A 19,263-nucleotide genomic window follows, 5' to 3' on the forward strand; every position below is an offset into this window, starting at 1 on the left:
GGCCGACTTATTTTCGGGAAAAGTGCACCACCAGCTTGTCGCCGACGGTTTGCAGAACTTGAACCAGCACCAGCAACAGCACCACGGTGACCACCATCACATCGGTCTGGAAGCGCTGGTAACCGAAGCGGATCGCCAGGTCGCCGAGACCGCCCGCGCCTACCACGCCCGCCATGGCGGTGTAGGAAACAAGGGTAATAGCTGTCACGGTTATTGCCGCGAAAATACCCGGACGGGCTTCCGGCAGCAGGGCGTTGGTGATGATCTGCCGGGTGGTCGCGCCCATGGACTGGGTGGCTTCGATGATGCCGCGGTCCACTTCGCGCAGGGCGGTCTCCACCAGGCGGGCGAAGAACGGCGTGGCGCCGACCACCAGGGGCGGGATCGCGCCGGCGACACCCAGGGAAGTACCGGTGATCAGCACAGTGAACGGGATCATCACGATCAGCAGGATGATGAACGGCAGCGAGCGCAGGATGTTCACCAGCAGCGACAGCAGGGCGTAGAGGCTCTTCTGCTCCAGCAGCTGGCGCGGGCTGCAGAGGAACAGCAGCACGCCCAGGGGCAGGCCCAGCAGCACGGTGAACAGCAGCGAGCCACCGAGCATCAGCAGGGTGTCGCCGGTGGCCAGCCAGATTTCGTACCAGTCGATATTGGCGAAGAAACTTGTCAGCAGTTCCATTAGCGCAGCACCTCCATGTGGACATCCGCCGCGGTGAAGTGGGCGAAGGCCGCCTCCATGTCACCGCCGGTGATAGCCAGGGTCAGTTGCCCGTAAGGGACGTCTTTGATGCGGTCGATGCGGCCGGCGAGGATGCTGTAGTCCACCCCGGTTTCGCGGGCCACGGTGCCCAGCAGCGGCGCGTAGGTGGCATCGCCCTGGAAGGTCAGGCGCACGATGCGCCCTGGCACGTGGGCGAAGTCGTCGCGCTGTTCGCTTTCGTCGATCTGCTCGTCTTCCTGGACGAAACGCTTGGTGGTCGGGTGCTTGGGATGCAGGAACACTTCGGCCACCGACCCCTGCTCGACGATCACCCCGGCGTCCATTACCGCCACCTGGTCGCAGACGCGACGGATCACGTCCATTTCATGGGTGATCAGCACGATGGTCAGCTTCAGTTCGCGGTTGATCTCGGCCAGCAGTTGCAGGACCGACGCGGTGGTCTGCGGGTCCAGGGCGCTGGTGGCTTCGTCGCACAGCAGGATTTTCGGCTTGGTCGCCAGGGCGCGGGCGATGCCGACGCGCTGCTTCTGCCCGCCGGACAGCTGGGCTGGGTATTTCTTGGCGTGATCGGAAAGACCGACGCGGGCCAGCAACTCGGCCACGCGCTGGTCGATCGCGCTGCGCGACAGCTCGCCGGCCAGGGTCAGCGGCAGGGCGACGTTGTCGGCCACGGTCTTGGAGGCCAGCAGGTTGAAGTGCTGGAAGATCATCCCGACCTGCTGGCGGAAGCGGCGCAGGCCGTTGGCGTCCAGGGCGGTGACTTCCTCGTCGTCGACGACGATCTTGCCGCCGCTGGGGTTTTCCAGGCGGTTGATCAGGCGCAGCAGGGTACTTTTGCCCGCGCCGGAATGGCCGATCAGGCCGAATACCTGGCCGTTCTCGACCTTCAGGCTGGTCGGATGCAGGGCGGGAATATCCTTACCGGCGACCCGGTAGGTTTTATGGACGTTTTGAAACTCGATCACGTAGCGAACCTTGTGGGGCGCGTTAGAAAAGGATCAGCGGTTAGCCGGGCGCGCATTTTAGCCTGTCCGTATAGAGGTTCTTAGCATTTATTTTGTATTCATCCTTCGATTTGGCAATAACGCGATCAAAGGTCATAAAAAAGGAACGGCGCCAAACCTCATCAGTCACTCAATAAGCCACTCGAAAAAAGCCAGGTGCCGTGCCTGGCGATTTTGACCGATGAAGCCCCGCCCCGCCGGGGCTTCGCCAACGAGGAGTTTTGCCTGATGAGCAGCAAGAAGCCAAGCGCACCGAAAAGCCAGCTGGCCGGGACCGAGACCCTGGATCGCGGCAACACCAACAGCAAGCTGCACAGCCTGGAGACCTTCCGCTCCGACGCCACCGAACAGGCGTTGCGCACCAACCAGGGGGTCAAGGTCGCCGATAACCAGAACACCCTGAAGGCCGGCGCCCGCGGGCCCTCGCTGCTGGAAGACTTCATCATGCGGGAGAAGATCACGCACTTCGACCATGAGCGGATCCCGGAGCGTATCGTCCATGCCCGTGGCGTCGGCGCCCATGGCTACTTCCAGACCTACGAGAATCATTCGGCCCTGACCAAGGCCGGCTTCCTGCGTGATCCGGGCAAGAAGACCCCGGTGTTCGTGCGTTTCTCCACGGTGCAGGGGCCGCGCGGCTCTGGCGACACCGTGCGCGACGTGCGCGGTTTTGCCGTGAAGTTCTTCACCGACGAAGGCAACTTCGACCTGGTGGGCAACAACATGCCGGTGTTCTTCATCCAGGACGCGATCAAGTTTCCCGACTTCGTCCATGCGGTCAAACCCGAGCCGCACAACGAGATCCCCACCGGTGGCTCGGCCCACGACACCTTCTGGGACTTCGTGTCGCTGCAGCCGGAATCGGCGCACATGGTGATCTGGGCCATGTCCGACCGGGCGATTCCGAAAAGCCTGCGCAGCATGCAGGGCTTTGGCGTGCACACCTTTCGTTTCATCAATGCCGAAGGCACCTCCAGCTTCGTCAAATTCCACTGGCGACCGACAGTGGGCACCTGTTCCCTGGTCTGGGACGAGGCGCAAAAGCTGGCGGGCAAGGACACCGACTTCCATCGCCGCGACCTGTGGGAGTCGATCGAGAGCGGCGATTACCCGGAGTGGGAACTGGGTGTGCAGGTGATAGTCGAGGAAAACGAGCACAAGTTCGATTTCGACATTCTCGACCCGACCAAGTTGATCCCCGAGGAGCTGGTGCCGATCACGCCCCTGGGCAAGATGGTGCTCAACCGCAACCCGGACAACTTCTTCGCCGAGACCGAGCAGGTTGCCTTCTGCCCGGGGCATATCGTGCCGGGCATCGACTTCTCCAACGACCCGCTGCTGCAGGGCCGGCTGTTCTCCTACACCGATACGCAGATCAGCCGCCTCGGCGGGCCGAACTTCCATGAACTGCCGATCAACCGCCCGCTGGCGCCCTTCCACAACGGCCAGCGCGATGCCATGCACCGCACCACCATCGACAAGGGGCGGGCCTCCTACGAACCCAACTCCATCGATGGCGGCTGGCCGAAAGAGACGCCGCCCGCGGCCGAGGATGGCGGTTTCGAGAGCTACAGCGAGCGCATCGACGCGCACAAGATCCGCCAGCGCAGCCCGTCCTTCAGCGACCACTTCTCCCAGGCGCGACTGTTCTTCAAGAGCATGAGCACGCATGAGCAGGAACACATCATCGCCGCCTACAGCTTCGAGCTGGGCAAGGTCGAGCGCGAGTGGATCCGCGCGCGGCAGGTCAACGAGATCCTGGCCAATATCGATCTCGAGCTGGCCAGGCGGGTCGCACAGAACCTGGGCTTGCCGGTGCCCAAGGCGGGCACTGTCGAGGTGCCTGAACTGACCCCCGATCACTCACCGGCCCTGAGCCAGGCCAACCTGCTGTCGGGGGATATCAAGACCCGCAAAGTGGCGATCCTGGCGGCGAACGGGGTCGACGGCAAGGCGATCGACGCCTTGAAAAAGGCCCTGCAAGCCGAAGGCGCCCACGCCAGGTTGCTGGGCCCGACCTCGGCGCCCGTGACCACGGTGGATGGCAAGACCCTGCCGGTGGACGCTTCCATGGAAGGGCTGCCGTCAGTGGCGTTCGACGCGGTGTTCGTGCCGGGCGGTGCCAAGTCGATACAGGCCTTGAGCGGCGATGGCGTGGCCCTGCATTACCTGCTCGAAGCCTACAAGCACCTCAAGGCAATTGCCTTGCAGGGCGAGGCCAAGCAATTGCTGGATGTGCTCAAGCTGGAAGTGGATGCGGGGTTGATCGTCGGCGGGGATGCCAAGGCGTTGAAGGCGTTCTTCAACGCGCTTGCCCATCACCGGGTCTGGGAGCGGGAGCCGAAGGCCAAGGCGATTCCCGCCTGATGCTGCTGACGCTTCTGTAGGAGCACAGCTTGCGTGCGAAAGGGTTTGGCACCGCGTTAGCGTTCATCACGCATCGCGGGCAAGTCGGATCGCCACCCGCTCGCTCCTACAGAGGTGGCGTTATTGGGCTTTGCGTGGCGTCAGCACCATCTGTGCCGGGATGTGGCGCAGGATCTGCCGCTTGACCTGCAGGTCGAACTCGCCGTCGAGCTTTTTCACCCGCTTGCTCAGCAGGGTCTTCAGCCAGGGGTAATCTTCGGTGCGTGGCGCCTGGATGCTCACGTCGCACTGGTAATTCACCACATCGGCGGCGATCGCATCGAGTTGCCGACGCAGTTGCTTGATATCACTGAGGTTCAGCGCAATGGTGGTGCTCTCGGCGGCCGGGTCGATCAGCTTGGCTGGCGGCCGGGCTTCAGCTGCCTTGAGTGCGGCTTCGGCTTTTTCCAGCTCGGCTTTACGGGCCTGGGTGATGGCGCCATCGACGCCGCCGGTCAGGGCCGGTGCCTTGGGCATCAGCGCGCGGGCGCGGCTCAGGGCCGTGGCGGCGGCGTTGACATCACCCTTTTGCAACACGATCTGGCTGCGCTGCAGGTAGGCTTCGGCCAGCTGACGCTGGTATTGCTCGAGCTGCGGGTCGTTGGGCGACTGGGCCTGCAAGGCGCTCAACTGGTCTTCGGCGGTGGCCAGTTCGCTGCTGGCGATATTTTGCTGCAGCTGTGCGATGGCAGTGGCCCGGGCGTCGGGCACTTCAGCCGGCGGCGTGCTCTGGCAGGCGCCCAGCAGCAGGGAAAATGCGACAAGGAGCAGATAACGGGAGGCGAACGGCTTCATTCCTGCGACTCTCTAATTGCGCAAAAAGCGAGCAAGTCTACACCCCTCGACGGGGCAGGACAAAACTCAGCAGAAACAATGCGGCCGCCGTGACCACGATCGACGGCCCCGCAGGGGTGTCCTTGAACCACGACAACGCCAGCCCGCCGCAGACCGCGAGTATGCCCAGCAGGCTCGCGCCCAGCGCCATCTGCTCCGGGGAGCGGGCGTGACGTTGGGCCGCAGCCGCCGGGATGATCAGCAGCGAAGTGATCAGCAAGACCCCGACGATCTTCATCGCCACCGCGATCACCACCGCGATCAACAGCATCAGTGCCAGGCGCAGCGACGCAACCGGCAAGCCTTCGACCCTGGCCAGCTCCTCGTGCACGGTGATCGCCAGCAACGGTCGCCACAGGGCTACCAATAGCAGCAGGACCGCGGCGCTGCCGCCGAGAATCCACGCCAGGTCGCCGGGGCTGATCGCCAGCAGGTCGCCGAACAGATAGGCCATCAGGTCGATCCGCACGTCATGCATGAAGCTTAGTACCACCAGCCCGAGGGAGAGGGTGCTGGGGGCGAGAATCCCCAGCAACGTATCGGAAGCCAGCGGTTGGCGCTGTTGCAGGGTGACCAGCAGCACCGCCAGCAACAGGCAGCCGACGGTCACCGCCACCGCCGGGCTGACATCCAGCAGAAAGCCCAGGGCCACGCCGAGCAAAGCGGCATGGGACAGGGTGTCGCCGAAATAGGCCATGCGCCGCCAGACCACGAACGATCCGAGGGGACCTGCCACCAGCGCCAGCGCCAGGCCTGCGAGCAGGGCGTACAACAGAAAATCAGCCATGCTTGCAGCTATCTCCGTGAACATGAACGTGGCCGGCCGCGGCCCCGGTGACCACCGAACCGTGCAGGTCGTGGGCGTGGTCGTGATGGTGGTGATAGATCGCCAGGCTTGGCGCGTTCTGGCCAAACAGCTCGACGAAGGCCGGGTCGCCGCTGACCTGTTCCGGGTGGCCGGAGCAGCACACGTGGCGATTGAGGCAGACCACCTGGTCGGTGGTGCTCATCACCAGGTGCAGGTCGTGGGAGACCATCAGCACGCCGCAACCGTGGCGGTCGCGCAAACGGGTGATCAGGCTGTACAGCTCGGCCTGGCCGGCGACATCCACGCCTTGTACCGGCTCGTCCAGTACCAGCAATTCCGGTTCGCGCAGCAGGGCGCGGGCCAGCAGCACGCGCTGCATCTCGCCGCCGGAAATGCTCTGCACCGGGCTGTCGATCACCTGTTCGGCGCCAACTTCGTTCAGTGCGGCCAGGGCTGTCGCGCGGTCCACGCCCGGCACCAGGCGCAGGAAGCGCAGCACCGACAGCGGCAATGTCGGGTCGACGTGCAGCTTCTGCGGCATATAGCCGACCCGCAGCTTCGGCTTGCGCCAGACGCTGCCGCTGTCGGGCTTGAGCAGGCCGAGCACGGCGCGCACCAGGGTGGTCTTGCCGGCGCCGTTGGGACCGATCAGGGTGACGATCTGCCCAGGCTCGACACTGAGCTGGATGTTGTCCAGCACGGTCTGCCCGGCAAAGGTCACCGCAACCTGATCGAGGCGGATCAAGGCATTGCTCATCAAGCCCCCTGGCAACCCGAGCAGAGGCCGACCACTTCGACGGTCTGGCCTTCGACGACGAAGCCGACATCGCGCGCGCTGCTGATGATCGCGTCGCTGATGGATTTCTGTTCAAGTTCGATGGCGGCGTGGCAGACGCGGCAGATCAGGAACTGGCCCTGGTGCGCGTGTTCCGGGTGATTGCAGCCGACGAAGGCGTTGAGCGAGGCGATGCGGTGTACCAAGCCGTTTTCCAGGAGGAAATCCAGGGCGCGGTACACGGTTGGCGGCGCGGCGCGGCGACCGTCCTGTTCGCTGAGCACGGCGAGGATGTCGTAGGCACCCAGCGGCTTGTGGCTTTGCCAGACCAGCTCCAGCACCCGCCGACGCAGGGCGGTCAGGCGCAGGCCTTGGCGGGCGCACAGGGCATCGGCCTCGGACAGTGCGCTGTGTACGCAGTGAGAGTGGTCGTGGGGGCGACTGGCAAGGGGGGTTTTAGGCATGAGCGGCGACGATAATGGTGAGAGACGTTATTATGTTACCCGTTCTCGCCTCTTCGAGTGGTCATTGTGTCCCGACTTTTTGCCCTTTTTGTCGCTTTTACCGCCAGTTTGTTCGTGATCAGCTCGGCCCAGGCCGAAGTCCGGGTCCTGACCAGCATCAAACCCCTGCAATTGATCGCCGCCGCCGTCCAGGACGGCATCGCCGTGCCCGAGGTCCTGCTGCCGCCGGGGGCCTCGCCGCACAACTATGCGCTGCGCCCTTCCGACGTGCGCAAGGTGCAGTCGGTGGATTTGCTGTACTGGATCGGCCCGGACATGGAGAGCTTCCTGCCGCGGGTCCTCAAGGGCCGCACGCTGCCAGCGCTGGCGGTGCAGGACCTGCCAGGCCTGAAACTCCGTCATTTCGCCGAAGATAACCACTCGCATGCTGAAGAAGCCGACGAACATGACCACGATCATCGTCCAGGCAGCCTCGATGCGCACCTGTGGCTGTCGCCGGTCAACGCGCGGGTCATCGCCGACCGCATGGCGGCCGACCTGAGCGCCGCGGACCCGGCCAACGCCGTGCGTTACCAGAGCAACGCCAAGGCTTTCGACGCACGCCTGGATGCCCTGGATGCCCGTTTGAAAGCCCGCCTGGCCCCGATCTCCGGCAAGCCTTATTTCGTCTTCCATGAAGCCTTCGATTACTTCGAAGACGCTTATGGGCTCAAGCATGCGGGCGTGTTCAGCGTGGCGGCCGAAGTGCAGCCGGGCGCGCAGCACGTAGCGGCAATGCGCGCGCGCTTGCAGCAGGTCGGCAAGACCTGTGTGTTCAGCGAGCCGCCATTGCGCCCGCGCCTGGCCGAAACCCTGGTGGCGGGTTTGCCGGTGAAGCTGGCGGAACTCGATGCGCTGGGCGGCTACACCCCGGCCACGGCGCGGGGTTATGAGCAGGTGCTGGAGAAGCTGGGCAACGATCTGGCGGGTTGCCTGGAGTCGTTGTAAAGACGGCTGACGCTATCGCGGGCAAGCCTCGCTCCTACAAGAGAGCGTAGGGGCGGGCTTGCCCGCGAGGCTTTCAGAGGGCGAACGGCAATGGCGCGCTGACCTGCTGACGCTGGGCCAGGCGCAACTGGAACTCCATCGGATCGTGAATCAGCACGTCCTGTCCGGCGAAGGACTCGGCGGCGATCAGGCGCGACAGCCAGAAGCGCACACAGGCCACCCGCAGCATGGTTGGCCACAGCTCGGCCTCGGCGGCGGTGAACGGACGCAGGGCCGCGTAGGCACCCAGCAGGGCCCGGGCGCGCGAGCCGTCGAGCAGGCCGTCGGCGTCGGAACACCAGTCGTTCAGGGCAATCGCCACGTCATACAGCATCGGCCCGGAGCAGGCATTGTAGAAGTCGATCAGCCCGGTCAGGTGCGTGCCTTCGAACATCGCGTTGTCGCGGAACAGGTCGGCGTGGATGTTGGCCCGAGGCAGCGCGAGGATCTTCACCTTCTGCTCGTCGATTTCATCCAGGGCCCGCTGCAGCAGGTCCCGCGCCTGCGGGTCGAGATGGGACAGCATCTGCGAGCCTTCTTCCTGCATCCAGTCCAGGCCACGATCGGTCTTGCGCTTGATCATGTTGTCCCTGGTCGCCAGGTGCAGATGCGCCAGCAGCTCGCCGACCTGCGCGCAATGCTGGGCATTGGCTTGCTTGATGTGCTTGCCGGCCAGGCGCGGCTGCAGCAGCGCCGGCTTGCCGGCCAGCTCGCGCAGGGCCACGCCGTCGGTGGTGCGCAGGGCGTAAGGCACCGGCAGGTCGGCGTCGTGCAGCACGTCCAGCAGTTCGATGAAGAACGGCATTTCCTGGACCGGGCCGCGCTCGACCAGGGTCAGGACGAACTCGCCCTGTTCCAGGCTGATGAAGAAGTTGGTGTTTTCGCTACCAGCGGCAATCCCCTGGAAGTCAAGCAGGCGGCCGAGCCCGTAAGGGGCGAGAAAGGTTTCCAGCTCGGGCCGAGCCAGGGGAGTAAACACAGACATGGTTAAAAACTGCCAGTACGGGCGCCGCTGTCGAGCCAGCGCCGGTTGAAGTTAGGAGTGGTTTACCACTCGAAAATTTTCCACGCCGGAATCAGCATATCCGGCTGGTCAGAACGAATGAAATTGCCATCGGAACCGTCGGCGCGCACCAGAAAGTAGGGTTTGCCGACCTTCGGTGTGACCTTGATGGCGTACAGGAAACCGTTCTGGCGGTACTCCTGGATGGTCTTGTCGCCTTCCGTGCGAATGGTTACTTCCGGATCCGCCGATGGCGCATCCTCCGCCGCAATCACGGCCATCGGCGCGATTGCAATCAGGCTGGCCAGCAGCAAGCGATTTAGTGTGCGCATGATAACCTTGTCCCTTTGTCGTCAACGGTCCCGCTATTCTAGCGCCGGACCCGCCGAAAAGGTTGATCCTGCTCATGAGCCAAGCCCCCCTCGTCCTGGTGGACGGTTCGTCCTACCTGTACCGCGCCTTCCACGCGCTGCCCCCGCTGACCACTTCCAAAGGCATGCCGACCGGTGCGGTCAAGGGCGTGCTGAACATGCTCAAGAGTCTGCGCAAGCAGTACCCGGACAGCCCGTTCGCCGTGGTGTTCGACGCCAAGGGCGGGACCTTCCGCGATGACATGTACGCCGAGTACAAGGCCAATCGCCCGAGCATGCCCGACGACATGCGGGTGCAGATCGAACCGCTGCACGCCAGCGTGATCGCCCTGGGCTTTCCGCTGCTGTGCGTCGAGGGCGTCGAGGCGGACGACGTGATCGGCACCCTGGCCCGCAGCAGCGCGGCGGCCAACCGGCCGGTGGTGATCTCCACCGGCGACAAGGACATGGCGCAGTTGGTGGATGGGCACATTACGCTGGTCAACACCATGTCCGGTAGCAGCATGGACGTGGAGGGCGTGAAGGAGAAATTCGGCGTCGCTCCCGAGCAGATCATCGATTACCTGGCGCTGATGGGCGACTCCTCCGACAACATCCCGGGTGTGCCGGGCATCGGCCCGAAGACTGCTTCCGGCCTGCTGGTGGGGGTGAACGGTGGCCTCAACGAGCTGTATGCACAGCTCGATATCGTCCCGAGCCTGCCGATTCGCGGGGCCAAGACCCTGCCGGCCAAGCTCGAAGAGCACAAAGAGATGGCTTTCCTCTCCTATCAGCTGGCGACGATCAAGGTCGATGTGCCGCTGGATGTCGGCCTGGACGACCTGCACCTGGGCGAACCGGATCGCGACAAACTGGTCGAGCTGTACAGCCTGCTGGAGTTCAAGAGCTGGCTCGACGAGCTGCAGCGCGATGCCAAGCGCCTGGAGTTGAGTGTCGCCGCCTCCGAGCCGGTGGCCGACTTGTTGACTCAGGTCGAGATCGAAGTGCCGGTGGTTGTCGAAGCCCAGTACGAAACCATCCTCGATCAGGCGCGTTTCGATGTCTGGCTGGAAAAGCTGAAGAACGCCAAGCTGTTCGCCTTCGATACCGAAACCACCGGTATCGATGCCCAGCAGGCGCAGCTCGTGGGGTTGTCCTTCGCCGTGCAGGCCAACGAAGCGGCTTATATTCCGCTGACCCACTCTTATATCGGCGCGCCGGAACAACTGGATCGCGACACCGTCCTGCGCGCCCTGAAGCCGATTCTCGAAGACCCGAACAAGCTCAAGGTCGGCCAGCACGCCAAGTTCGACATGAACATCCTGGCCAACTGCGCCATCGGCGGCGATCAGGCCAACGGCATCACGGTGCGCGGGGTCGCCTTCGACACCATGCTCGAGTCCTACGTGCTCAACTCCACCGCCACCCGGCATGACATGGACAGCCTGGCGGAGAAATACCTGGGCCACACCACCGTGAGTTTCCAGGACATCGCCGGCAAGGGCGCCAAGCAGCTGACCTTCGACCAGATTGCTCTTGAGCAGGCCGGACCTTATGCGGCGGAAGACGCCGATGTGACCCTGCGTCTGCATCAGGTCTTGCATGAAAAACTGGCCGCGATCCCGAGCCTGGCCAGCGTGCTCAGCGATATTGAAATGCCCGTGGTGCCGGTGCTGGCGCGGATCGAGCGCCAGGGTGCCTTGGTGGACGCCGACCTGCTGGGCGTGCAGAGCATCGAACTGGGCGACAAGATGGTGGCGCTGGAGCGTGAAGCCTTCGAGATCGCTGGCGAAGAATTCAACCTGGGTTCGCCCAAGCAACTGGGAGTCATCCTCTACGACAAGCTCGGCCTGCCGGTGCTGAAGAAGACTGCCAAAGGCCAGCCGTCCACCGCTGAAGAAGTGCTGGCCAAGTTGGCCGAGGACGACTACCCGCTGCCCAAGGTGCTGATGCAGTACCGCTCCATGAGCAAGCTCAAGAGCACCTACACCGACCGCCTGCCGGAGCAGATCAACCCGCGTACCGGGCGAATCCACACCTCCTATCACCAGGCAGTCGCGTCTACCGGGCGTTTGTCTTCCAGCGATCCGAACCTGCAGAACATCCCGGTGCGTACCGCCGAAGGCCGGCGCATCCGCCAGGCCTTCATCGCGCCGCCTGGCTACAAGCTGCTGGCGGCGGACTATTCGCAGATCGAACTGCGGATCATGGCGCACCTGTCCCGCGACGAAGGGCTGATGAATGCCTTCCGTAACAACCTCGACGTGCACACGGCCACCGCGGCCGAAGTGTTCAAGGTCGAGCTCAAGGACGTCAGTTCCGATCAGCGCCGCAGCGCCAAGGCGATCAACTTCGGCCTGATCTATGGCATGGGCGCGCAGAAGCTCGGCAAGGACATCGGCGTCGATACCAAGACTGCCAAGGCCTACATCGACACCTACTTCGCCCGCTACCCCGGCGTGCGCGAATACATGGACCGCACCCGCGCCCAGGCCGCGGAACAGGGTTATGTGGAAACCCTGTTCGGCCGCCGCCTGTACCTGCCGGAGATCAACTCCAACAAGCCGCAGGAACGCGCCGGCGCCGAACGTACGGCGATCAACGCACCGATGCAGGGCACGGCGGCCGACATCATCAAGAAGGCCATGGTGGCGGTAGACAACTGGCTGACGGCCTCAGGCCTGGATGCCAAGGTCATCCTGCAAGTGCACGACGAACTGGTGCTGGAAGTGCGCGAAGACCTGGTGGACAAGGTGAGCGAGGAGATTCGCGGCTACATGAGCAATGCCGCGACCCTGGATGTGCCGCTGCTGGTCGAAGTCGGGGTGGGCAGTAACTGGGATGAGGCGCACTGAGGCGAGAAGGCAGTACTTTGGCCGCGGCATAGTGCCGCGGCGAAGGCTAGCGAAGAGCTATTAGTGCGGAAAATTTCATCGACTATTGCCAATAGTTTTTGAAACCTCCCGGAACTTAATCAGTGAAAGCCCACTCAGAGTAACTGAATGGCTGGTGAAGCCCTTCGATGCTCCTATGTTGTGTTAAGTGTTGGCAGATATCTGGACCCCGCCCTAGCGGTCCGGAACTTGGACCCCGAACTTCCCCTCCCCATACGAAGTCCGGGGTTTTTTTTGCCCAAAAACTGCCTGTGGCGCGATCATGCTGCGTTAAAAACTGGCGGGAAATGCTCATTTAGGCCCCTAAAGTCGAATGCGACCCCAGCCGTTTCCGCCAGTTTTTGCCTTGCCTGATCACACCACAGGCAGTTTTGCGTATGTCTTTCAGGCCTCGGTTTCGGCGCCTTTGTCCGCCAGTTCCATCCAGCCCGCCAGTACAGTGTAGGCCTCTTCCAGGCCCATGCGTTTTGGTGCCGAAAACAGTTGGATGGTGACGTTATCGCCCCAGCCCTTACGGATTTGCGACTGCACCTTGAGCAGGGTGTTCTTGGCCGCGCCGTAGGTCAGTTTGTCGGCCTTGGTCAGCAGGATGTGCATCGGCATGCCGCTGGCGACGGCCCAGTCGAGCATCAGCAGGTCGAAGTCGGTCATCGGATGGCGGATGTCCATCATCAGAATCAACCCTTTCAGACTCTCGCGGCTGCCCAGGTAGGCTTCCAGGTGACGCTGCCAGTGTTGCTTGAGCGGGATCGGTACTTTCGCGTAACCGTAACCCGGCAGGTCGACCAGACGGCGATCGTCGTCTAGCTTGAAGAAGTTCAACAGCTGCGTACGGCCCGGAGTTTTCGAGGTGCGTGCCAGGCTGGCATGGGTCAGGGTATTCAGGGCGCTGGATTTGCCAGCGTTGGAACGCCCGGCGAAGGCCACTTCGAAGCCTTCGTCGTCGGGGCATTGATCGACTTTGGCGGCGCTGAGCATGAAAGTGGACTGTTGGCACAGACCAAGAATGGGATTTTTGAGTTGCATGGGATTTCCGATAGGGGCGGTGCCGAGAATGGACGCGGCGAGCGGTGTCGTTTCCGTTTCAGTAGCGCCAGTATATAATGCCGCAGATTTTGTGTGCGCTTTGTCCCAGCGTAGGATGAAGTTCACGAGAGCGATAGACCTTGATTGCGCATTAGAACGCAGCACGCTCTCAACCCTGAAAAGGTCGTTTTATGACGAAATGGCTGCTGGCTGCCGGCGTCCTGATACCGCTTTACAGCGCTCAGGCTACACAGGATCCGGAAGCTGTGTACAACCGTGTTTGTGGGGCTTGTCATTCCGGCCAACTACCAACGGCTCCCCGCAAGGGGGACCAGGGAGCTTGGGCGCCGAGGCTGGCGCAAGGTATGGAGACGCTGGTGCAACACGTGACCCAGGGTTTCAAGGCGATGCCGCCGCGTGGTTTGTGCATGGACTGCAGTGCCGAGGATTACCGAGCCATCATCCTTTGGATGAGCGAGTGATCCCGGTCCATAACTCTTAACCCTTAGCCGTAGTTGGATTAGCTGATGAACAAATTACTCGTGAGTCTGCTGTTGACCTTGGGCATCACAGGTGTCGCCCATGCTGCAGGCGACGCTGCTGCCGGTCAGGCGAAAGCCGCTGTATGTGGTGCTTGCCATGGTCCGGATGGGAACAGCATGGCGCCTAACTTTCCAAAGCTGGCGGGTCAGGGTGAGCGTTACCTGAACAAGCAGTTGCACGACATCAAGTCCGGCAAGCGCCAGGTGTTGGAAATGACCGGCCTGCTGACCAACCTGAGCGATCAGGACCTGGCCGACCTCTCCGCCTACTTCGCCAGCCAGAAAGGCAGCGTCGGCGCGGCAGACCCGAAAGTCGTGGCTCGCGGTGAAGAGTTGTTCCGTGGCGGCAAGCTGGATCAAGGCATGCCTTCCTGCACCGGTTGCCACTCGCCAAATGGCACGGGTAACGCCGCTGCCGGCTTCCCGCACCTGGGTGGCCAGCATGCTCAGTACGTAGCCAAGCAGTTGACCGACTTCCGCGAAGGCAACCGCACCAACGACGGCGACACCATGATCATGCGCAGCATCGCCGCCAAGCTGAGCAACAAGGACATCGAAGCGGTATCCAGCTACATCCAGGGCCTGCACTGAGGCCGGCGATCATGTTGCGAAAGGGTCTATCTTGCGCAACGTTAATGATCGATTAATCTGTCGATGAAAGCATAAAGGGTGGCTCAGGCCGCCCTTTTTTATGGCGTCTGCCGCTACACTAGCGAACTCAAGCCCTGCCATGACCTGTCTGCGAACAGGCCGCGTGAGGCGACCTTACTTGTTCAGGAGTAAAGCATGCGTAATCTGATTCTCAGCGCCGCTCTCGTCACCGCCAGCCTGTTTGGCATGACTGCTCAAGCCGCCGAGCCCCTTGAAGCCGGTAAACAATATGTAGAGCTGAGCAGCGCCGTTCCGGTTGCGGTGCCTGGCAAGATCGAAGTGGTCGAGCTGTTCTGGTATGGCTGTCCGCACTGCTACGCCTTCGAGCCGACCATCAACCCATGGGCTGAAAAACTGCCGGCCGACGTCAACTTCGTGCGCATCCCTGCCATGTTCGGCGGTATCTGGAACGTTCACGGTCAACTGTTCATCACCCTGGAAGCCATGGGTGTCGAGCACAAGGTCCACAAAGCGGTATTCGAAGCCATCCATGGCGGCAAGAAACTCGCATCCCCAGAGGAAATGGCCGAGTTCCTGGCTGGCGAAGGTGTCGACAAGGACAAATTCCTGAGCACCTACAACTCGTTCGCCGTCAAAGGCAAGGTCGAGGACGCGAAGAAGAAGGCCCAGGCCTATCAGATCTCTGGCGTACCGACCATGGTCGTCAACGGCAAGTACCGCTTCGACCTGGGCACCGCCGGTGGCCCTGAAGGTGCCCTGAGCGTCGCCGACCAGCTGATCGCCAAAGAGCGGGCGGCCAAGTAAGCGAGTCCCTGCCATGCGACGTTGGGGTACGGAACGCATCGTTGGCCTGCATGATCCGCGGGTCAACGAGCACCATGTGGCGTCCTCCGGCCTGCCGGCAGACAGCCGTCTGCGGCTGCTCAGTTTCAATATCCAGGTCGGTATCAGTACCGAACGTTATCGGCATTACCTGACCCGTGGCTGGCAGCACCTGCTGCCGCACAACGGGCGCGCCGACAACCTGCAAAAGATCGGCGATCTGCTGGGCGACTTCGATCTGGTCGCCCTGCAGGAAGCCGATGGCGGCAGTCTGCGCTCGGGCTACGTCAATCAGGTCGAGCACCTGGCCCAACTCGGCGCCTTCCCCTACTGGTACCAACAGCTCAATCGCAACCTTGGCCGCCTGGCCCAGCACAGCAATGGCGTGCTCAGCCGCCTGCGTCCCTGGGCGATCGAAGATCATCCGCTGCCCGGCCCCAAGGGGCGTGGTGCGATCCTCGTGCGCTTCGGCGATGGTTCCGAGGCGTTGGTGGTGGTGATGATGCACCTGGCCCTGGGCGCCCGCACGCGTACCCGGCAACTGGCCTATATCCGCGAGATGATCGGCGGCTACAAGCATCAGGTGCTGATGGGCGACATGAATACCCATGCCAGCGATCTGCTGGAGCATTCGCCGTTGCGCGACCTCGGTCTGCTGGCGCCGCAATTGGAAGCGACGTTCCCCAGCTGGCGCCCGCAACGCTGTCTTGATCATATTTTGCTCAGCCCCAGCCTGACGCTGGAGCGGGTCGAAGTCCTGGCCCAACCGATTTCCGATCACCTGCCGGTCGCGGTAGAGATTCGTCTGCCGGGTTCGCTCACGGCCGATGCATTGCCCGCGCTGAGTCCTGCCCCTCGCGGAACCCATGAATGAGCGACGACGCCCAGCGCTGGAAAGAGAAGTACCTCAAAAGTATCGAACAACAGGAAAAACTCGAGCGACGCTGGAATGCCCGCCTCGACCTGCTTCGCCGTGGCCTGGTGCGCAGCACGCTGGCGGCCGAAGGTACTGATCGCGCTGTCGATCAGTGCATGAAGGAAATGCGCGAGGTGGTGCGCACCGACGATATGGACGCGGCCTTGGCGGCCCTGTTGCCGCGCCTGGAAAAAGCCGTGCTGGACTCCGAGCAGCGCCGCGAGACCCGCATCGAGCAAATGAGCACGGCCCTGACCTCGCTGGTCAGCCAGTTGCAGAAGCTGCCGTTGCCTCGCGAGGTGAGTCGTCCGCTGAAAAACTTCGCCAAGCAACTGGATGGTCGTGTCGGCCAAGCCCGGGAAATTCCACTGTTGCTGGGTGAGCTGAGCGGCCTGCAAGGCAAGGCGCTGAGCCAGCTGGAGAACCCCGCGGAGCCGCCCCGCCCAGGTTTGCTGCAGCGTCTGTTTGGTGGCCGTGACGCTGACGAAACGCCTGCCCTGTCCGCGGCCGAAATGCCTGCGGTGGTGGCGAGCCCGGTTGCGGTACAGCCACTGGCAACGGCTGAAAGCGCTGCGGTTGAAACGCCCCCGCCTCGTGTCGAAGCCGCGTCCGCACGGCCGTCCGAAGCCCCTGTGCCTGCGCCTGTAGTCGAGGAGCTCGCTGCTGTCAGCCAGCCGCCCGAGCCACAACCGCAAGCACTGCCCGAGGTAACCACGGCTGCCCAGGTCGAAGCCTTTGTACCGCCGGTGCTGGAGTCGGAGAAACCCATCGCCGTCGAGCCGGCCCCGCCGATGCTGGATTCACAGGAATCGCCGTCGCCAGCCGCGCCTGAACCCATTGAAGTGCCGCCGGCCGTGCAGCCTTCGACTGTCGACGCTGCGGTTGCTCTTTCCAACCCGGATGAATTGATCGTTGCCGCACCCGCCGAGGCGGCCCCGGCGCCTGTGCTGCTCGATCGCTTGCCGTTGCCGGCGGCCATGGCCGAGGCGCTGGCGGCGATCGACCCGCAGCAGGCCGAGCAGGATGTGCTGTATGCCCTGCCCGACACGCCGGAGCCCTCCTACAGTTCGGTGGCCAAGCACATCGAACATACCCTGCTCGGCCTTCTGGATGACCTGAGCTTGCCAGAACGTCATCGGCCGCAAGCCGAGTCCATGCGCGATCGCTTGCAACATGGGTTGAACTGGTACGAATTGCTGCCGATCCTCGACGATCTGGCGGTATTGATGCTGGCGATCACCGACAGCGGCCAGCATGAGTTCGAGGCGTATCTCAAGCGACTCAACGAGCGCCTGGAATCCTTCCAGAGCAACCTGCAGGCCGCCAGCGAGGGCCATGCCGACAGCAGTTCGGCGGCGCGGGAGATGGACACGCAGATTCGCGAGCAGGTCGATGGCCTGCAAAGCAGCGTTCAGGAAGCGGCGGATCTGGACGATCTCAAGCAGGTGCTGGAAAGCCACCTGGAAGGTCTGCTTGGCACCATGGACCATCACCAGAAGCAGCGTGACGAACGCGAAAAGGAAGTGGCTGCGCGCCTGCAAAGCCTGGCCGAGCGGGTGTCGAGCATGGAGCAGGAAGCCCAGGGCTACCGCGAGCACCTGGAAGAACAGCGGCAGAAAGCGCTGATCGATCCCCTCACCGGCCTGCCCAATCGGGCGGCCTGGAGCGAGCGTCTGGAGCATGAAGTGGCGCAGTGGCAGCAGCACGGCAACACCTTGTTGCTGGCGATGCTCGACCTCGACCACTTCAAGCGGATCAACGACAACTACGGTCACCTGGCCGGCGACAAGGTGCTGAAGATCATCGCCGGCGTGCTGCGCAAGCGCCTGCGCGGCAACGATTTCATCGCCCGTTTCGGCGGTGAAGAGTTCGTCCTGCTGATACCCGATACCACCTGGCCGGTCGGGGCGCGCCTGGCGGAAACCTTACGGGCGGCCATCGAAGCCTGTCCGTTTCACTTCAAGGGCGAGCGGGTGACCATCACCATGTCCATCGGCATGAGTGCGTTCAAACCGGGAGAACGCAGCGACCTGGTGCTCAAGAGAGCCGATCAGGCGCTCTATCGGGCCAAGGAGGCGGGGCGCAACCGGGTGGAACTGGGCTGACGCATAATTTGTTCCATTTTGTATAAACCGGTGTGTTCGCCGGTTTTCTGCCAAGGCAGTACGTTACACTGTTGCATTATTTTCTCCAGCGTACTGCCTTCTGCCATGAAAGTTCTTGTCCTCGCTTTGTCCCTTCTATTGCTGGCCGGTTGCGCCAGCGGTCCGCGTTTCGATACCAGCCACCCTTCGGTCAACTTCGATGAGCGGGTGCAATTCGTGGTGGTGCATTACACCTCGGCCTCGATGGAGCGCTCCCTGCAACTGCTGACCCATGGCCAGGTCAGCAGCCACTACCTGATCGGCGACGACAAGGCGGCGACCATCTACAAACTGGTGGACGAGCAATACCGCGCCTGGCACGCCGGCGAGAGCCAGTGGCAAGGCCGTACCTGGCTGAACTCCAGCTCCATCGGGATCGAGATCGTCAACCCGGGCTTTCGCGACCTGCCCACCGGGCGTGTCTGGTATCCCTACAGCGAAGCGCAGGTCCAGAGCCTGATCGTGCTGCTCAAGGACATTAGCAAGCGCAACAACATCGCGCCGCAGCACATCATTGGCCACAGTGATATCGCTCCCCTGCGCAAGCTCGACCCGGGCCCGCTGTTCCCCTGGAAGCGTCTGGCCGAAGCCGGGTTGGGCCGGTGGCCGAACGCCCAGGCGGTGGCGCGCCAGCAGGCGTTCTTTGCCGCGCAGTTGCCGAGCATCGCCTGGTTCCAGCAAGGCCTGGCGCGTCTGGGTTATGAGACGCCGCAGACCGGCGAACTGGATGTGGCGACCCGTCACGTGCTGGCCGCGTTCCAGATGCATTACCGGCCGTCGCGTTTCGACGGCCAGCCGGATGCAGAAAGCGCTGCGATCCTGCAGGTGCTCAACCAGACAAAATAATGACGCCCGCCCGACGGTCAGGGTTTTTTCTCAATCAGTAGCTATAACTCATTGGTAACCCTCGGAT

General features: G+C 62.9%; 18 protein-coding genes. 9 read left to right on the plus strand and 9 right to left on the minus strand.

Features of this window, described 5'->3' with window-relative positions; all coding sequences use genetic code 11:
- Positions 1 to 7: 7 nt before the first annotated feature.
- Complete coding sequence (locus AC3RCP_RS01520; RefSeq protein WP_007924307.1) at positions 8 to 682, minus strand: methionine ABC transporter permease; 675 nt, start codon at positions 680 to 682, stop codon at positions 8 to 10.
- A complete protein-coding gene (locus tag AC3RCP_RS01525; RefSeq protein WP_007924306.1) occupies positions 682 to 1,689 on the minus strand; it encodes a methionine ABC transporter ATP-binding protein in 1,008 nt (335 codons plus the stop codon). Before AC3RCP_RS01525 ends, AC3RCP_RS01520 begins: the two co-directional genes overlap by 1 nt.
- A 213-nt stretch (positions 1,690 to 1,902) precedes the next feature.
- On the opposite strand from AC3RCP_RS01525, the gene katE reads away from it, so the two are divergent.
- Positions 1,903 to 4,095 (plus strand): catalase HPII, encoded by a 2,193-nt coding sequence (katE, locus tag AC3RCP_RS01530; RefSeq protein WP_492570491.1) that lies wholly within the window; start codon positions 1,903 to 1,905, stop codon positions 4,093 to 4,095.
- A 120-nt stretch (positions 4,096 to 4,215) separates the two neighbouring features.
- On the opposite strand, the gene AC3RCP_RS01535 is transcribed toward katE, so the two are convergent.
- The 4 genes from AC3RCP_RS01535 to zur are packed head-to-tail and all read right to left on the minus strand — an operon-like array spanning position 4,216 to position 7,015.
- Positions 4,216 to 4,929, minus strand: a complete 714-nt coding sequence (locus AC3RCP_RS01535; RefSeq protein ID WP_101336394.1) for a PA5502 family lipoprotein — start codon at positions 4,927 to 4,929, stop codon at positions 4,216 to 4,218.
- Between the two features lie 37 nt (positions 4,930 to 4,966).
- Positions 4,967 to 5,755: a zinc ABC transporter permease subunit ZnuB gene (gene znuB, locus AC3RCP_RS01540; RefSeq protein WP_007924303.1), complete on the minus strand. Its 789-nt coding sequence runs from the start codon at positions 5,753 to 5,755 to the stop codon at positions 4,967 to 4,969.
- Positions 5,748 to 6,533 carry a zinc ABC transporter ATP-binding protein ZnuC gene (gene znuC / locus AC3RCP_RS01545; protein WP_007924302.1) on the minus strand — a complete coding sequence of 262 codons (786 nt, stop codon included), beginning with the start codon at positions 6,531 to 6,533 and terminating at the stop codon, positions 5,748 to 5,750. The genes znuB and znuC overlap by 8 nt, the downstream gene beginning before the upstream one ends.
- Positions 6,533 to 7,015 carry a zinc uptake transcriptional repressor Zur gene (gene zur / locus AC3RCP_RS01550; protein ID WP_007924301.1) on the minus strand — a complete coding sequence of 161 codons (483 nt, stop codon included), beginning with the start codon at positions 7,013 to 7,015 and terminating at the stop codon, positions 6,533 to 6,535. Before zur ends, znuC begins: the two co-directional genes overlap by 1 nt.
- A gap of 57 nt (positions 7,016 to 7,072) precedes the next feature.
- Between zur and AC3RCP_RS01555 the strand changes: the two genes are divergently transcribed.
- Positions 7,073 to 8,002, plus strand: a complete 930-nt coding sequence (locus tag AC3RCP_RS01555) for a zinc ABC transporter substrate-binding protein (protein WP_492570490.1) — start codon at positions 7,073 to 7,075, stop codon at positions 8,000 to 8,002.
- Between the two features lie 73 nt (positions 8,003 to 8,075).
- On the opposite strand, the gene AC3RCP_RS01560 is transcribed toward AC3RCP_RS01555, so the two are convergent.
- A complete protein-coding gene (locus AC3RCP_RS01560; protein WP_007924297.1) occupies positions 8,076 to 9,026 on the minus strand; it encodes a homoserine kinase in 951 nt (316 codons plus the stop codon).
- Between the two features lie 62 nt (positions 9,027 to 9,088).
- Entirely contained in the window at positions 9,089 to 9,376 is a 288-nt protein-coding gene (locus AC3RCP_RS01565) for a DUF2782 domain-containing protein (RefSeq protein WP_007924295.1), read from the minus strand.
- A 74-nt stretch (positions 9,377 to 9,450) separates the two neighbouring features.
- Between AC3RCP_RS01565 and polA the strand changes: the two genes are divergently transcribed.
- Positions 9,451 to 12,249, plus strand: a complete 2,799-nt coding sequence (gene polA, locus AC3RCP_RS01570; RefSeq protein ID WP_492570489.1) for a DNA polymerase I — start codon at positions 9,451 to 9,453, stop codon at positions 12,247 to 12,249.
- Between the two features lie 423 nt (positions 12,250 to 12,672).
- On the opposite strand, the gene yihA is transcribed toward polA, so the two are convergent.
- Positions 12,673 to 13,314 carry a ribosome biogenesis GTP-binding protein YihA/YsxC gene (gene yihA, locus AC3RCP_RS01575; protein WP_007924293.1) on the minus strand — a complete coding sequence of 214 codons (642 nt, stop codon included), beginning with the start codon at positions 13,312 to 13,314 and terminating at the stop codon, positions 12,673 to 12,675.
- Positions 13,315 to 13,505: 191 nt separating this feature from the next.
- Between yihA and AC3RCP_RS01580 the strand changes: the two genes are divergently transcribed.
- The 6 genes from AC3RCP_RS01580 to AC3RCP_RS01605 all read left to right on the plus strand — a co-directional run bounded on the left by AC3RCP_RS01580 (position 13,506) and on the right by AC3RCP_RS01605 (position 19,196).
- Positions 13,506 to 13,796 carry a c-type cytochrome gene (locus AC3RCP_RS01580; RefSeq protein ID WP_009041528.1) on the plus strand — a complete coding sequence of 97 codons (291 nt, stop codon included), beginning with the start codon at positions 13,506 to 13,508 and terminating at the stop codon, positions 13,794 to 13,796.
- Positions 13,797 to 13,841: 45 nt separating this feature from the next.
- Complete coding sequence (locus AC3RCP_RS01585; protein WP_009041529.1) at positions 13,842 to 14,447, plus strand: c-type cytochrome; 606 nt, start codon at positions 13,842 to 13,844, stop codon at positions 14,445 to 14,447.
- A gap of 195 nt (positions 14,448 to 14,642) precedes the next feature.
- On the plus strand, positions 14,643 to 15,272 hold the full coding sequence (locus AC3RCP_RS01590; protein ID WP_009041530.1) for a thiol:disulfide interchange protein DsbA/DsbL: 630 nt from the start codon (positions 14,643 to 14,645) through the stop codon (positions 15,270 to 15,272).
- Positions 15,273 to 15,285: 13 nt separating this feature from the next.
- Entirely contained in the window at positions 15,286 to 16,164 is an 879-nt protein-coding gene (locus tag AC3RCP_RS01595) for an endonuclease/exonuclease/phosphatase family protein (protein ID WP_101336398.1), read from the plus strand.
- Complete coding sequence (locus AC3RCP_RS01600; protein WP_492570488.1) at positions 16,161 to 18,311, plus strand: GGDEF domain-containing protein; 2,151 nt, start codon at positions 16,161 to 16,163, stop codon at positions 18,309 to 18,311. The genes AC3RCP_RS01595 and AC3RCP_RS01600 overlap by 4 nt, the downstream gene beginning before the upstream one ends.
- Before the next feature lie 105 nt (positions 18,312 to 18,416).
- Positions 18,417 to 19,196 (plus strand): N-acetylmuramoyl-L-alanine amidase, encoded by a 780-nt coding sequence (locus tag AC3RCP_RS01605; protein ID WP_007924286.1) that lies wholly within the window; start codon positions 18,417 to 18,419, stop codon positions 19,194 to 19,196.
- Positions 19,197 to 19,263: the final 67 nt, after the last annotated feature.

Source organism: Pseudomonas sp. GW822-FHT05A08, assembly GCF_058800485.1.